Annotated in this window: 10 protein-coding genes; 3 read left to right on the forward strand and 7 right to left on the reverse strand. The window is 62.4% G+C overall.

Annotated elements, in window-relative coordinates; all coding sequences use genetic code 11:
• The first annotated feature begins 830 nt into the window (after window positions 1-830).
• Window positions 831-2,636 carry a hypothetical protein gene (locus tag G1C97_RS02290; protein WP_169240345.1) on the forward strand — a complete coding sequence of 602 codons (1,806 nt, stop codon included), beginning with the start codon at window positions 831-833 and terminating at the stop codon, window positions 2,634-2,636.
• A gap of 287 nt (window positions 2,637-2,923) precedes the next feature.
• Here the strand turns inward: G1C97_RS02290 and G1C97_RS02295 are convergent, their stop codons facing one another.
• From G1C97_RS02295 to G1C97_RS02325, 7 genes are all read right to left on the reverse strand, one after another.
• Window positions 2,924-4,561, reverse strand: a complete 1,638-nt coding sequence (locus tag G1C97_RS02295; RefSeq protein ID WP_169240346.1) for a DNA-methyltransferase — start codon at window positions 4,559-4,561, stop codon at window positions 2,924-2,926.
• A 679-nt stretch (window positions 4,562-5,240) separates the two neighbouring features.
• Window positions 5,241-7,091, reverse strand: a complete 1,851-nt coding sequence (locus G1C97_RS02300) for a hypothetical protein (protein ID WP_169240347.1) — start codon at window positions 7,089-7,091, stop codon at window positions 5,241-5,243.
• A gap of 352 nt (window positions 7,092-7,443) precedes the next feature.
• Window positions 7,444-9,063: a hypothetical protein gene (locus G1C97_RS02305; protein WP_169240348.1), complete on the reverse strand. Its 1,620-nt coding sequence runs from the start codon at window positions 9,061-9,063 to the stop codon at window positions 7,444-7,446.
• 1,090 nt (window positions 9,064-10,153) lie between these two features.
• Window positions 10,154-11,323 carry an ABC transporter permease gene (locus tag G1C97_RS02310; RefSeq protein ID WP_169240349.1) on the reverse strand — a complete coding sequence of 390 codons (1,170 nt, stop codon included), beginning with the start codon at window positions 11,321-11,323 and terminating at the stop codon, window positions 10,154-10,156.
• Window positions 11,320-12,003: an ABC transporter ATP-binding protein gene (locus G1C97_RS02315; RefSeq protein WP_169240350.1), complete on the reverse strand. Its 684-nt coding sequence runs from the start codon at window positions 12,001-12,003 to the stop codon at window positions 11,320-11,322. Before G1C97_RS02315 ends, G1C97_RS02310 begins: the two co-directional genes overlap by 4 nt.
• Entirely contained in the window at window positions 12,000-12,890 is an 891-nt protein-coding gene (locus G1C97_RS02320) for an efflux RND transporter periplasmic adaptor subunit (RefSeq protein ID WP_169240351.1), read from the reverse strand. Before G1C97_RS02320 ends, G1C97_RS02315 begins: the two co-directional genes overlap by 4 nt.
• Window positions 12,887-13,483, reverse strand: coding sequence for a hypothetical protein (locus G1C97_RS02325; protein ID WP_240950980.1), 597 nt, complete (start codon window positions 13,481-13,483; stop codon window positions 12,887-12,889). The genes G1C97_RS02320 and G1C97_RS02325 overlap by 4 nt, the downstream gene beginning before the upstream one ends.
• A 69-nt stretch (window positions 13,484-13,552) precedes the next feature.
• Here G1C97_RS02325 and G1C97_RS02330 point away from each other — a divergent pair, with 69 nt between their 5' ends.
• Together G1C97_RS02330 and G1C97_RS02335 are read left to right on the forward strand one after the other, a co-directional pair.
• The gene (locus tag G1C97_RS02330; RefSeq protein WP_240950981.1) at window positions 13,553-14,239 is read left to right on the forward strand and encodes a response regulator transcription factor; all 687 of its coding nucleotides are present in this window, start codon (window positions 13,553-13,555) and stop codon (window positions 14,237-14,239) included.
• Window positions 14,215-15,399 carry a histidine kinase gene (locus tag G1C97_RS02335; RefSeq protein ID WP_240950982.1) on the forward strand — a complete coding sequence of 395 codons (1,185 nt, stop codon included), beginning with the start codon at window positions 14,215-14,217 and terminating at the stop codon, window positions 15,397-15,399. Before G1C97_RS02330 ends, G1C97_RS02335 begins: the two co-directional genes overlap by 25 nt.
• Window positions 15,400-15,572 lie beyond the last annotated feature (173 nt).

Raw genomic sequence — 15,572 nt, forward strand, 5'->3', positions numbered from 1 at the left:
TTGTTTTTTGATCGCTTTCCTTCATTGATCGTCATGCGTGCCAGCCCCGCCTCGGCTTGTAACCAGCTCCAGTCCTTCCTCTTCCCAAAAAAAGCGAGAAGAAGACACGCCTATGCCTCGTCTGCCCGTGGCCCGTGGCCCAACCCCTATAGCAAAATTTTGTTTTTGCGACGCAAAAGGCAAAAACAAAAAATCGGCTAGGAGTAGTGGGCCGCAGGCCAAATTGCCTCTCAGATTTACTCCCACAAGGGTTTTGGGCATGAGCCAACCAACAATCGGTTCTGGGCCATAGGGCTAGAAAAATCGAGAATCACGCCGCCGAGTCGAAGAACCGGCCCAACTGGCTCAGTTCAAGGGCCAGACTGGAACATGCCAAGAACAAGCGAACCGACGATACGCGAGACGTCTGTTCCTCGCTTTTTGGGGAACGGACCCGAGCAATCAAAGGTGCGAAGAACCAAGGGCGAACCACGAATCAGACGGTACGAACCGCCGGAGGCAAAGAAAAAACAAAGCGAAGGAAGCGAAGGAAAAGGAGAGCGAGAAGACCCCGGGAAGGCAAAGCCTGACCGAACAAACGCAAACCCCTCCCCTTCCCGCCGCGCAGCTCAGAGCCGGTGCTAGTCGCAGGTGGTGGTTGACGAAAAAGGCAAGGGACAAGGCAAGGCAAGGCGAGGCATGGCCAAGGAGTGGTCTCTGGTCGAGCACGAACCAAGACAAGGTCTGGCGCGAGTGGTCTTTGGCCGACGGCAGGGGAAGCAACGACTGGCGCGTTCGCGGGTGGTCTTGAGTGTTGGGGATGATGGGTCTTGTTCCGGGAGGTGGTCCAGTTGGTGCAGTTTGAAAGCGATGTGATGTGGTCACGCCGGGCATACAAGAACGTGCTGGGGAGCATCTCGAAGGACGTCCCCGAGCAGACCGCCGCAACGACGAAGAATCCGGACCTCGGCGGCGGGGACCTTCAGGATGCGTTGAAGGAACTGCAGACCGACCGGATAGTGGTGCCCACACCTCCGGAAACCGAGGATTCCGACGAAGCAGCCGGATCAGGACCGGCACCGAAGCTGCGCAGGGAACTGCCCGGCACCGTACCGACCCACATCGGGGTCCCAATGAGCGATCTCCGCTGGAAGCGCGACGCGAAAGCCGCCCGCGCATCGGGATACCGCTGGTCGGAGGACAATCCGCAGGAACAGATGTGGGTCGTCAACCTGTATCGATTGAACTGGAACATGCAGTACGTGCAACTCGTGGGGACCATCCTGTCCCCGTTTGAGAAGGTCGGGCAGTCCGAGTATGAGCCAGGTGGCCGAGCCGCCGTGATACTCATGCGGCTCCGCGGAAGATTCGAAACACTATACCGGAACGCCGGACTCAGCGACGAGGAAGCAAAGCCAATCCTCGATGCCTTCGATGAGTGGCGCGCCGAGGCGCTGAAGGCACCGCTCGGCGTCCTCCCATACGGCAGGTACCGCAATCGCTGGAACGAGGACTACACGAAGATGGAACCAGTCCCCGCCCCGATGCCGGACTGGCACAGGTTCGTGGACTGGCTCGACGAGCTACGGGACCTCACCGAATCACTCGACGTGCAGTGCAACACGGACATCACGTATGACCTGTTCTACGAGCCGTTCGTGACTTGGTCCGACTGGGAGTTGCAGTTCCGCAACGTCGAATGGACGGACTACGAGAACACGGAGGAGCTGCACAAGTCGATTCGCGCCGACACCGATGACGAGTACAAGGAAACGGTCCTCCGTCGCGGATACCTCGACACCGATCCAACCAGTAGGCATCGGATGGGGTACGTCCTCACCGACGAGGATAGGAACGTGCTGGGAGACCGTCATGAGGTGGAGGAAATGCCGGGCATCACCGCAGAAACGCTGAGGAGGCGTCTCTTCTACGCGATGCCGGAGACGGACGTATGGGGATACATGAACTACATCCCCAAGCAGGCGTGGGACAAGAGCGAGGACCAGCTCCGCGAGGCGCTTCGGAAACGACGCGCCGGGCAGGACCCCGGAATCAGGCTCGTTGCCCCAGTCACCTTCACCATGGTGAACCTCGCGACGTACATGCGAATGAACGAGGCCGTATACACAAGCAGCCGCACCAAGGTACCCGGCCTCGCCGAAACGGACGAGAACCTCTGGCGGAGGCCGAAGGACGAAGGGCACAGCCCCATCTACGAGTCAATCATGCGGCGAGGCTGGTACGCCTTCACCGACACCGGCGGCATACGCGACGCGGAGGACAGAACCGCATTCGTGTTCTTCCGCCCAACACCGCAACAGGAATGGTTCGAACGCGGCGTCAGGAAGGGAAGAATGAAGCGGAAACGAGCCAAGAGGAAGGCTCGAAAGGAGAACTCGAACCTTCCGCGGAGGAACAGGTTCCAACCGGATCCGCACACCAGAACCACGGAGGACACCGAGGCGAAGTACATCGCGGAGAAAGCGAAGAAACGGAAGAAGAACCACCGGTCCCCCCGCGTAGGGAACCCCACGGGCGTCCCGAAAAGCACAAGGGACACGAGGAACAAACCACCACAGACCCCAGCGACTGGGATGGAGTACTTGCCGGACTTCACCATCGAGGTCCCGAAGGACAACCCCTGGTTCACCGACTGACCAACGGAGCTGCGCCGCGAACCATGGCGAGGCGTCACGACGGGCGGAGCTCAAAGCGGTTTGCAAAGAAACAAGCCAAAAACCACAAGTTTTTGCAGACGCTACAGGTTCCCGCTCCCGAGCAGACCACCACGACCTACACCAGCCAATCACCGCAGCGGCATTCCTGCGCCAAGCACAAGCACGCCGCCCCAAATGAGAGGGAAAACAAACAGGATGAGGCATGGAAGCGGTCGCGAATGGCCTACGTTCTTCCGTGGCCGGATGCCCCGACCCGCCCCTGCTCATCAGCACTCGACCCGTTCCAGGTTCGCGGGGTCCCAGTACTGCGTGGCGATCTTCTTCTCCGCCATGTCGAGGTATTCCCCGCTCAGGTCGATGCCGACGTACTTCATGCCGAGGGCCTTCGCGGCGACGCCCGTGGTGCCGGATCCATTGAACGGGTCAAGCACGACGCCATGCTTCTTGCAGCCCGTGACGATGGCCTTACCCGGCAACTCGGGAGGGAACATCGCAAGGTGCGCCTGCCTGTCATTGCTCGGGCAGAACCGCCAGATGCTGAGCTGGTTGCGCCCCTTGGCCGGGTTCCCCACCGCCTTCATGACGTTCCGCCCATCATTCGCACGCGCCGACCCGGCCTCGTTCTCGATGTCCGCCGCGAGGCGCTTCACGCTGGAGGGCGCGAGGGGCACGCGCACCGCGTCAAGGTTGTACACGTACCTCGCGGTCTTCGTCAGGAACAGGATGTGCTCCATCCGGTTCGCGCACCGGTTCGACGCCGAATCCGGGATACTGCGCGTCTTCTCCCAGATGATATCGTTCCGCAGGAACCAGCCATCATGCTTCAACGCCTCGCCGAGAAGCGCGGGAATGTTCGCGAGGCTGGAGCCGTCGCGGTCCTTCAAGTACCGGTCCCCTACGTTCACCCAGCAAGTGCCGTCATCCGAGAGGATGCGCCTCACCTCACGGAACGCGCGGAGGAGTCGCTGCACATACTCGCCCAACGTGTTCTCATGCCCGACCTCCAGCTTGCCGCAGCCGTAGTTGCGCTCGTCGAAGTACGGCGGGGACGTCACGACGCAGTCCACGCTCGACTCGGGGAACGTGCGCAGCACCTGCTCGGCATCGCCCTCGTACAGGCGCGCGCCCGGCATGGCGTGACGCACGCCCCTCGCCGGGAAGACGCGCTCCCAAGCCTGCTCCACCGCTCCACGCAGCTTCGCGAACGACTCTTTCGCCGGGGCGAGGATGATGCTGGCCGAATCGGCCAGACCTTGCAGGATGCCCCTCGCCGAGAGACGCTCGATGATGCCGCGCCAGGTGCGGCGCATCTGCGACTTGGTCCCCGACTGACCGGTCTTGCCCATGAGGTCCTCCCAAGACTCGGTGACGCCATCCTCATCACGCATCGACATCGCGTATGCGTCGAAATCCAGCGGGAAGCCGATACGAACGACCTCCGTCCAATCCAGCACCACGTTCTCGCGCAGCATGTCCATGAACTCGCCGGTCAGGCACAGGTGGCCATCATCACTAGGCTCAGCGACACGCACCTCATGCCACTCGCCGCCGCGCTTCGTACCGAAGGAGCAGCCCAGCAGCTGACGCAGCGCGAGGCGCAGCATACGACGTTGGTTGCCGCCCATGCCATGACCCTCCTCGCATACCTCGCGCATGAAGGCGAACACACGACGCGGGTTCACACGACCGGTCACCGGATCCACGGCCTTCTCGTCACGCGCCACAACGACCGTGCACAGCCAAGTCAGAGCGACTCGTGCGTACCTGCCAGTCGGAACGCCCTCCACGCCAGCCGTCCAACGATGGTCACCGCGAACGAGCTTGGGAAGCGCAACGCCACGCTTCTCGACCTTCGTCGGGAAAGCGGCGTCAAGAGCGAACAGCGGGTAGTAGGCACGAATCAAAAGGACCTCCTCGGGACCAGTCAGAAGGCCTCCCCGGCACTGTGCCGGATGTCCATGACCGTCTGACAAGAACCAAGGTATTCTCAACCAAACGTTCCCATTTCAACGGTTCTCCAAACATTGTGATGCTACTGTGAAGAGAAGCAGTAAACACCAATTCGCACAAGGGTTTAGCTACGAACAACACGACATCAAGAAAAAGGAGAAGCACCGGATTTCTTGGGCCACCAGCGCAGCGTCCTGCCCTCCTCACCAGCGCCTGTTTGGCGGCCACTACTCGCGCCCATCCTCACCGGCGAGGGAGCGCCGCGTGCCGTGTAGTGCTCCGATCATGACGAGGGGCGGTCGCCATCATGGCCCAGCGACAGCCCCTACTGTGATGCTGCAAACGAACCGGGGCGTGCCTGCTCGGAGGCAACGAGGGCGCGTGGCAGAAAGAGAACAAAGAGAAAAACCACGCGCCGGCTGGGTGTCACCTGGCAGGAAACACATATCCGCGCGACACCGGAATGCGACTGCACCACCACACGAACAGTGGAGGGCACGATCACGCCGGGGCAGTGGTCATCCCCGAATCAAGTAAGAGGAGAAGGGCCATAGCTGACGCTGTGGTGACCGACAATGCGCTCGGTGAATCAGGACGATACCGGTCACGGATGGTCTTGGGTTTTCCTTGCCCTCACTTTGCGCGTGCGCGCGACCGTTGGTTGATGGGCTTCCGCCCATTGCTCCCGTTCCTCGTCATGGTTCTTGATTGCCGCCACGAGCGGATGGCGGCGTCGTCTTGCTTGAGCCACGGGAGAATGAGGGATGGGACCCGGCGCAGGAGCGAGGAGGCCCTGCGGCTGACAAATCGGAGCGCGTGATACATGCCCTTGGCGCGGCCACCATTCCCCTCCGGCTTGATGCCAGCCGCTCCCCCGTGCGTCGTTTCGTGCCCTATCCCGTTTCCGTTTGATGGTTCGACGTAACCCGGGGTGCAGTTCCTCATCGGGGGTCGCCTGTTCCCCGTGCTTTGCCTTCCGGCATTGGCGGTTTGCGCAACGCTCGTGGGCGTTCCGGGTAGGAGGTCGTCCTCCTCGCTCCAGTCGTACGCAGATCCGCTCGGCTCCTTCTCACCGCGATCTTCACTGTGTATCGGCTCTCTACGGCCGGCATCTGCGTGTTCGAGATGTTCCTCCACGCGCATGAGCACGTCACCGTCATCGCTCGGTGCATCAGGAATCGCGGCATGGTTGGTGGTCGTTCTTCTTCTCTGCTTGTCCTCGGCTTCGCGCTTCTCCTCGCGGTCCTGCCAGTCGAGGAGGCGGGGCATAGCTGCGGTCGTGGGGCTCACGGAGCCACCGGCCATCGCCGCCGCGTACGCGAGGCATGACTGGTCGTCACGCAGGTCAAGCGGGGAATCATCATCCTTGTCCCTGACGCCGATGATGCGCCGGAGCATGAGCGCCTGGTCGGAGAACCGGTTCCAGTCCCCCGCCCTGCGCGATTCGTCCAACTTGATGAACACCTGCCAGTACGCGCGCCTGATCACCTTCGCGAGTTCCGGCTCCATGCCTGTGGTGTCGAGCGGGAACCGCTGCTCCACGTCCTCACGGCCAAGCGAGGCGAGGCTTATGGCCATGCGCGACCGGAGCGGAGACCGCTCCACGAGCACGTCGTCCCTCAACCGTTCCTCCGGCATGACGGAGCGAACGCCACGCTGCGCCTCGCCAAGCACGCTGTCGAACGGATGCGCGTACTCGCCGCGCGCGTACCGCTTCGCGAGGCCGTTCACGCGCGCCTCGATGCCGACCCTCGCGAGGGTCCGCGCCACCTGCTCGCGGTTCTCGTTCGGGTCGGCCCACTTGTCATTCCATTCATCGTTCAAGCGGAGCCACACGCCCGCGCTCACGTTCGCCTTCGTGACATACGCGAGGCGCATGAGACCCGCGAACATCCGCCGCTCCCTATCCGTGACGGGACCATCACCATACCTGCCCTCCGCACCGTAGATGAGTGCCGTACGGCTCGCCTGCAGGTCCAGTTCCCTGTACCTCGGCGCGTATGAGAGCGCGAACTGATGAATCCATTCAGCCGGACAATCCCTCAACTGCGACTCATCCCAATCACCCGTGCGCTTCAGGAACTCACGGTCATACCCGTCCATCACGTCCAGCGCGTACCGGCACAACCCCTGCGGCGTATCGATGCTCGGCTTCCCATTCCCGCGCTCCACCGCGTCACGCCTCCCCGCACGCGCCGCGCGGATCCGCCTCAGGAAATCATTCCGCACGCGGCCACGCTCACGCTCCTCATCGGCGAGCGCATCATGCACGTCGGCGTCCTCGCCGACCCGGTATGTCTTCCTCAGGGCATTCCCACGGCTCGTGGCGTACTCTCGCGCGAGACGCTCCTCCACGAACCGGTGTCCCTCCTCCATCGACGTGAAGTGCGGTCCCCCGTTCGGACAGGCGCGCGCATGGGCGGCGCACGCCACCACATCACCATTCGCATTCACGTGGTACACCCCAGTACCATTCCCCGCCATGCAGTTCCTCACATAGATACAGGAACGCCCCGGCAAGCGACCAGACACCAGCAGGGCGAACCACAACAGCACAACAATCAGGAAGAGCAATATCCCGCGAAACACGGGCCGGAGGAGCACAGAACACCACGCAAGTAGCGGGCGGACAACCAGCACGACGAAGCAAGGCAAAATGCAGTCGCGGGCGGGCTTGGCTCTTCCCGTCTGGATCTCCTCGTCGAAAACCAAGATCATCAGCGCTCTCCGTCGTGTGTCCTATCCGCTGTGCTTCTTTGCCTGTCATCGTGTGCTTCGCTCATTCGCCGATCACGCATGGATGGGCGTCGTCACCTCGCCGCGTGGCGGCGCTTCGCTATGCTGGCCTCGTGTCGTCGGGGATGGTGACGGCCCATGGTGCTTCGGGGTCGGTGCTGGTGCGTTGCGTGCCGTTCGGGTCACTCGTGATGGTCGGTGCCGCGTGGTCCTTCAGGTGCTCCAGCCATGCGCCGGGGCCGGTGCCCGAGCCGCGTAGGTACGCCGCACGCGCCGCGCGGATTGCCTCCCATCTCCACCAGTCCGTGTTCCCGTCCAGTTGCACCCTGCGGCGGTGGCCATTCGCATCGATGGTCGGGAACACGTACCCAAGGCCCCATACCAGTGCGGCGCGCACGTCATTGCCGCTGTGTCTGAATCCGCCGTGGTCCGGGAATGATTCGAGCACGTACTTCAGGAGCATGGCCTGCGCAAGGCAGACGGATGATGAGTCCTCGAAGCCGCCGTATGTGCCGAGGAGGATCCCGCACTCATCCACCATACGGCTTTCACCTTGCCGGTCGGTTCCGGCGAATCGTTCGGCCAGCCAATCCAGCGTCTCGGCGGTCGGGCACGCTTCCCAGCCGAGCGCGTCGAGTGTGCGCATACGGCGGTACAGTTCGGTTCCGCTCATGCGTTCCGGTTCCGCTCTATGATTCACGATGAGCGAGCTGACGGCGCGCCACAACCCGGCGAGCCTCACCCGGTGCAGCAGTCCCTCGTCAACGGTGAACCGGCCAAGCGCCTCATCCAGCTCGCGCGACACGAGTCTCGCCTCGCGCCCGTTCCCGGACGGGCCCGATGCCGGATCGGCCAGCGCGAGCATCACTTCCCACGCGACCGTCATCGCGGCGAGGGCATCCTCGCTGATCGGTGGTGCGGGTTTCGGTCCGGCCTGGACCCATTTTCCGTGGTGGTCGCGTCGGTACACGCCGACGTGGCGCAGCACTCGGAACAGGTCGCGCCACGCATCGACGTATGTGCGCGACAGACCGGCAGGCATGGAGCGAACCAACCCGTTCAGCCATGACGGGGAACGCCAGTCACGCTCCGAGGAACCCACATACGCCGCGTCGCTCGGAGCCATACTCATCGCCGTCCCATGCCAGGAATCCAAACCACCGGCCCAGCAATCCAGTCCCACGCGCAGCAGCAGTCTCGCGGCTTCGACCACCACCGGAGCGACGGCAAGCGTTGGGGCACCCTCCAGCCCCAGTACGTCGGAGGGCGAAACGTGCCAGTCCAGGCACAGTCCGGCGTCACGCAGCAGAACGAACGTCAAATCACCGACCGGATCTCCCACATCCCAAGGAACCGAATCAAGCGCCGCATTGAGCACCACACCGCGGAACCGCCGCCACTTCCCATCATCCCCAAGGTCTACGCGACAGGGAATGACGCGCACCACGCGCTCCAGTCTCGCCGGGTCAAGCATGAACCACTCATCCGAAGCGGACCCATCCACGCGGGACAAGTACTCGTCAACCAGATCCTCCACCACCAGTTCCAAAGGCAACGCCTCAGGAGCCTCATACCCCGGCTCCACACCACGAACCGCACGAAGCAAACCCCGAACCACGAACGCCGGGTACACGAGACGGAAGCCCTCCCAAGAGGAAAGAGCCAGCCTCCAATCCACAACCGGCTCACGACCCGAGTCACCATCACTCCACCAAAGCACCACAACCACTCCTCATCCCAACAACACGGCGCAGCCCCCAACACACGAACCACACCACAAGAAGAACCACAAGGTACAACACCGGTGCTCAGGCTCAGGAAAGCCGACACCACCCGCGGCCGCGCCTTGCCTTGATCTGCTACACGGGCATTCGCAGCATCCCCCGCCAGTCCTCATGCCTTCTGGCCCCTCACGAGTAGCAGCAATAAACCAACGTGCGTCAGGAGCGGACCCCACGCACCTGAATCAGGGCAAGTCACCCCAACCCGACGCGGCGCCTTCCTCGCCTCCCTACGATGCGCATCGATGCGCAGGTACACGACACCAAGAACCACGAGGACGACAGGCACGAGCCGGGAGGCCGCCGGCGCCAAGGAACCCAAGCACCACGTCCAGCACTTTCCACGCCGCAAGCCCCCCGCAATGATGAAACCCAGCACCGCGAACAACACCAGAATGATTCCCCTCAGCATGATGCTCCTCCCACCTGCTCGAAACAACCAACCATTCGTCAGAAACATATCCAGACCACCGCAGCATTGCGCATAGAAGCAACCCACCACGCAGCCGAACAGCAAAGGAACCAAGCGCAAGGAACCACGACAGGCCGCAGCCGCACCGTGAGCGGGAACACGCAAGAAAAAGCCAAAACGCCACGCAAATGGTTTTGATCCATCACAGGCACAGGCAGCAACAGGGAACGCTCAGACCATCGCACCCGTCTCCACTCTCCTCCACACGCCTGAAGTAGGACAGCTACCCGTGGAGCAGCACCCAGAAACCAGGCACCGTCATGATGCCAGAAGCAAGAAAAGGAAGGAGCGCGCCCCACCGTGAAGTCACTGAAGCACGCCCCAACCAGTATGCACTGTCCCAACACTTGCCATGCCGGACACCACCAAGCATACCCCGGCACGCCCGTGGCTCGGCGAGAAGAACCCACACCCGAGCACAACGTGACGCACCGCGCCCTGGCGCTCGGAGTAGACAGAAGCAGTGTCAAAGATCGTGGCACGATTCCGCGCCGGATTCAAAACATCGGATTCAAAATCCATCTTTTTTACTCAGCCCGATAATCGCCATCCGATAATCAGCGCAGTGCCAGTGCGGGTTGTAGTCGTATGGCTTTGATGGCCGGGGCGAGGGATCCGATAAGCGAGGTGGCGACGGATGCGCCTGCCGCGATCATCGCCGCCGTGTACGGGTACGCCGGTGGTTCCAGCGGCGAGTCGGCGGGCATCATCCATGGAACCATCCAGACCAGTGACGCGGAGATGAGCACCGCGGCGAGTGCGATGATAAGGCTGAGCAGTACGGATGAGCCGATGACCTGTGCGGCGATGCTGGCTCTGGTCGCGCCCAGTGCCCGTCGGATGAGCAGTTCGTGCGAGCGTTGTTCGATGCCGGCCAATCCGATGTTGATCATGCCTATGGCGGATACCGCCAGCAGCAGCATCGCGGTGACGATGACGCCGAGTTGCAGGAAGTCGATGACCTGCTCGTACTCGTCGGCGTTGTCTGAACGGTTCCATGACGATACGCTGCCGGCCCCGACGTCGGCCAACAGGTCATCCAACGCGGTTTTGGCGTGACGGTCGTCCACGCCTGCATCGGGGTGAACGAGGATGGTCAGCCCATCCGGCGTCCAGGCTTGCGGCCAGTAGCGTTGCAGCGCGGCCGCGTTGACGTAGATGACGGGCTCGTCCGCCCCGTCGACGATGACGCCGTTCACCCGCGCCGGTACCTGTTGTGGATTCCCGGTCCGGGCAAGCGTTATGGTGCCGTCATGCACGTATTGGCGGGCGTTTTCATTGACCACGGTTTCCAATGTGGCGGGCTTGTCCGCTGCGGTCAGCCATGCGCCCTCGATGATGGGCGCGGGCATGACTCTTGTCCTCTCGGCATCGGTGACGGTGACGGCGACGTGGCGTATCTCCAGACCGCCATCACCCGACGAAGCCCATATGGCGAGGTCATTGAGGTGGTATTGCGCCGATGCGCTTCCCGGTTCGAAATGCGCGAGTCGTTCCTGCAGGGTCATGGTGGTTTGCATGCCCGCCACCGATGTCACGTCGATGATGGCGCTATAGGTGGGGGTCCTGCCGCTCAGACGCGCGTTGACCGCTTCAAGGTAGTCGCGGCCGAGCGTGCCGACGAGGACGCCGGCGATGAGGGCGACGATGCCGATGAACATCGACAGGGCGGTGAGACCGGTGCGCAACGGGTTGATGCGCAGGTCCTTGACGATCATACGGATCATGACAGTCGCCCCCTGTCGATTGTCAGTTGGCGTTCGCATCGGGCGGCGAGCTGCGGGTCATGCGTGACAAGAATGAGCGTGACCCCGAGTTCCTGAACCTGTCGGAACAGTATGGCGGCGACCATGTCTCCGGTTTCGGTGTCGAGCGCGCCGGTCGGCTCGTCGCAGATCAGCAGGTCGGGGTCGCCCACCAGTGCGCGGGCGATGGCCACGCGCTGCTGTTCGCCTCCCGACAGGCGTGACGGCATGCTGTCCGCGCGATCTTCGAGCCCGACGGTATGCAGCATGCGCACGGCCCGTCTCCTGATCGTCCGCATGGGTATGCCTCCCCGGTATTGCAACGGGAGGGCCACGTTCTCCCACGCGCTCAGATGAGGGATGAGGGAGTAGTTCTGGAACACGAAGCCGATATGCCGGCAGCGGAAGCGCGACCGGTCGGCGTCGTTCCATGCGGCGCAGTCCCGCCCGTCATAGGAAAGCGTTCCGTTGTAGTCGGCGTTGAGCAGTCCGATGATGGAGGCGAGACTGGTTTTGCCGGACCCCGATTTGCCGACGATGGCGGTGGAGGTGCCTCGCTCGAAGGATGCGCTGACATCGTTCACCGTCGTCAGACGGCCACCGCCGGGCAATCGCACTTCGGCGCTCAGATGGTTCAAGCGGATAAGGGACGCGCCGTTCATGATTGCGCTCCGGGAACGAGGTTCGGGGCCGTCGCTGACACCGAGTCTCCCTCCTTGAGACCGTCGAGGATGACGATCGAGGTGCCGTCCGACGCGCCCAGTTTCACGTCCACGGTGGTGAACGAGTCTCCGTCGCGCCTGCTGACCTGGCCGGAGCCGAGTCGGCCGGCCACCGCGGTGACGGGCAGGATCAGCGCGTCCTCGATCGCGGGCGCGGTCAGTACCACGGTGGCGTTCTGCCCGGGGTGCGCCTGCACGTCCTTCGGGAACAGGCATTGCATCGCGCGCGTCGATGCGGCACCTTGCGCGGTCGTCGCCGATCCAGCCGCGGCCTCTCCCGATGAGTCCGACGCGGCGACGCCGTCGTCCACGATCGCCGTACAGTCCGTGGGACCCTGCGCGCCGGTGATCTGGAACCGGCCGGCGAGCGTCTGGTCCGAACCGATGGTCGCCAGCAATGCAGTCGCGTCCACGCTGGCGCTCATGCCGCCGTACCGTATCGAGAACAGCGGATAGTTGACGGCCACGTCGTTGTCCTGCGTGACCGTTTCGATCACGCCATCGACCGGGGCTTTGACCTGCTGGTCTCCGACGGTGCCCAACAGGTCGCCCGCATGCACGTATGTTCCCTGACCAGCCTCGGCGTGGAACCAGCCTTTCACCGGAGCCGTAAGCGAGAAAACAGGAGCCACCTGCACACTGGTGGAGGAGGAAGCCAGTGGCGTGATGCCTCCTCTGCGCACCTTGACCGTGGATGCCGATTGCTTCGCCGTGGAGGACGCGCCGGACGACGGCGTCTGCGGCGACGAGCAAGCCGCCATCGACATGCACATCGTCGTGGCCGCAACGCATGCCAGTAGGCGTTTGAACGATGCGGTCGTGCTCATTGCGCCAGTCCGTTCTCCTGCCGGTACCACGCGCAGTCCGTGTTGTAGAAGTCCCTCATGGTCGAATAATCGCCGAGCTCGGACTTGCCGATCACGTCGTTCTCGACTATGCCGTCCTTGTCCTCGTAGTAGTTCTTGAACCAGTCGGTGTCCAGCAGCCTGCGCAGCTGCTTGAGGGACTTCCGGGCTGTTTCCGTGTCGGTCTGACTGTTTTCGAGGATGTTGCGTTCCACCGAGCATTGCCAGTAGGAGTACGCCTGTCCCTCACCGTTGCCCTTGGCGTACAGTGAGGATGCGGTCTGTGCCTTGGGCATGTTCGCGGGGAACTGGTCGCCGTTCATCAACGCAAAGGGGAAGTCCTCGACGGTCGCCTTGTATTCCTCGTTCGCCTGCTGCCAAGTCAGCATGCCGCCATTGCCCGAAGCGCCGCCGTTCGAGGCCGCCCCGCACCCGGACAGCAGCAGCATCGCTGCGGTCAGAACGACGATCCTGCATCGTATCCACGGTTTCATCATCATGCTCCTTCGTGCGATCACGTAGCCGTCATCCACCATTAGCCCACGGAAGGCGATCCAGAAGCAAAAGACTGTCATGCAGGCATGTCATGCACGCGCATGACAACGATACGGCGAGGAGCATGGGACGCGCATACGATGGATGCCATGACAGACACATCGGACTTGCGGGTCATCGCCGTCGGGATACTGGACAACGATTCGCTCGCCCTCAACGCCATAGCCATGATGACGAGCCGTCTCTCCCCACGGTTCCACGTCATCTGGAGCACCACATCGCCGGCGGTGGCGTTGCAGCGTTGCATGACCAATGGAACGCGACCCGATGTGCTGGTCAGCGACATGGCATTGGGCAGCATCACCGGCGCGGAAATATGCGCCAGAATCCGCCGACGCACCCCGGCGATCGGTCTGGCGTGCATCACCTCCTACGATCTTGATGCATACCGTCAGGACGTGATCGAGGCGGGCGCGCAATGCCTGATAGCCAAGGACCGTATCATCAAGGAGCTCCCGCAGGCCATACGATACGCGGCGCAGGGCGAACCTGTCCCCGGCAGCGGATTCCCCACAGCGCAGGAAGCCTATCTGAAGCTCAACGCCGAACGCGTCTCCGGAACGCGATTGCCGGAATCCGACAAGCCGTCGCTGTCTTCGCGGGAGCGGGACGTGCTGCGGCTCTACGCGCACGGATTATCCACCGACGAGATTGCCGCGCTCCTGAACGTGGGTAGGGGCAGCGTCTTCACCTACGTCAACCGGGCATGCCGTAAACTCCATGCCGCCGACCGTAAGGAGGCTCTCGCCGTATGCGCCCGATACGATCTGCTCTGAACCGCATACGTCATCCGGCCATACTGGCGATCGGACTGGTCCTCGCGGCGGCGATTCTCATTGAGATGGGCGTGTATTCATCCCAGAACCTGCTGTCATGGTCGACCGTGCGCATCTCGCTGATTGTCGCCGTCCTGTGCGCCATGCTCGGAATAGCGCCGGCATGGGTTTCTTGCCTGCTGTTCGCGGTCTCCGGGTACGCGCTGCTATGGTTGTTCTCGCCATTGACGACGATCATGATCGCCGCGCTGACATCCATCGCGGTGCTTTCGTTCACCAAACCCCGCCTCGGCGCTTCCGCTTCCTTGATCGCCTTCGCCGCCCTTACCGTGAATAACACGCAGAACCAGCTCACCGCATCGAACATCGTCGGCATGACCGTCATGTGCCTGTGCCCGCTGTCACTGGGATTCGGACTCAACCTGCTGCTGGCCCAACGGCAAGCGACCGCGGCGCTCAGACGACAACTTGACCGCGAACGCACGGCACGGCATCTGCACGACACCATCAGCAACGATCTCGCCTACATGATTCTGCGCATCGACCAGGCCAGCCACGACGACCCGCCTGCTGACCAGAACCAATACCAGCTCCGGCTCGCCGACCTGCGCGCCATCGCCGAAACCGCGCTCGACCATACCCACCAAGTGATACGGCAACTCGAACATGCCGACGAATCGAACGATATCGCCCATATCAGCCAGACAAACGAAGACATGGCCGGCAGGAAAGCCAAGCAGCAACGGGAACGACTCGAAGACATCATCCAGACACAGCAGCGACGACTCAAAAGCCTCGGATTCCAAGGCGACGGAATCCTAGGGACATTCGATCACCCGCTGGCGGATGACATCCTCGACCTCCTCGAAGGGCTGCTCAACGAACTCTACGCGAACATCGCCAAGCACGCCGACCCCGACGCCTGGTACGCCGTCACGATCTCCTTCGACCGGCAGCACGTCATCATCTCGGCAAGCGATGCGAGAAACAACAACGAGACCCAGATCGGACTCGGCAGCGGTCTCGAGCGATACCGAACCGTCATCGAATCCATATCCGGAACATTCACCGTCACGGACAACGCCGATGGGTGGAATGCGGAAATCGCCATCCCTCTTTTTCAGACCGATAGCAGCGCCGCTCGGACATATCAAACATGAGTAGGGTCTGTTTCTCCTGTTTAGGGGAACGGACTCCCCTTCAGTCCATGTGTCAGACCAGACGACGTAGCGTATCGCAGAACGTACGATAGCTGCGGCTTCATGGATGAATCGCCGTGACTGCACATCCCGTGGAATACGACCATACACGACGAGAAGCCGTGAGCTCGTCA

The organism is Bifidobacterium olomucense, from assembly GCF_012932375.1.
In the GTDB taxonomy this organism is placed as follows: Bacteria; Actinomycetota; Actinomycetes; order Actinomycetales; family Bifidobacteriaceae; genus Bifidobacterium; species Bifidobacterium olomucense.

Excerpts from the sequence above, each read along its gene's own strand:
- G1C97_RS02315 (WP_169240350.1), bottom strand. The coding sequence starts at position 12,003 with ATGAACGGCGCGTCCCTTATCCGCTTGAACCATCTGAGCGCCGAAGTG.
- G1C97_RS02325 (WP_240950980.1), bottom strand. The coding sequence starts at position 13,483 with ATGACAGTCTTTTGCTTCTGGATCGCCTTCCGTGGGCTAATGGTGGAT.
- G1C97_RS02335 (WP_240950982.1), top strand. The coding sequence starts at position 14,215 with ATGCGCCCGATACGATCTGCTCTGAACCGCATACGTCATCCGGCCATA.
- G1C97_RS02330 (WP_240950981.1), top strand. The coding sequence starts at position 13,553 with ATGACAGACACATCGGACTTGCGGGTCATCGCCGTCGGGATACTGGAC.
- G1C97_RS02300 (WP_169240347.1), bottom strand. The coding sequence starts at position 7,091 with ATGGCGGGGAATGGTACTGGGGTGTACCACGTGAATGCGAATGGTGAT.
- G1C97_RS02310 (WP_169240349.1), bottom strand. The coding sequence starts at position 11,323 with ATGATCCGTATGATCGTCAAGGACCTGCGCATCAACCCGTTGCGCACC.
- G1C97_RS02320 (WP_169240351.1), bottom strand. The coding sequence starts at position 12,890 with ATGAGCACGACCGCATCGTTCAAACGCCTACTGGCATGCGTTGCGGCC.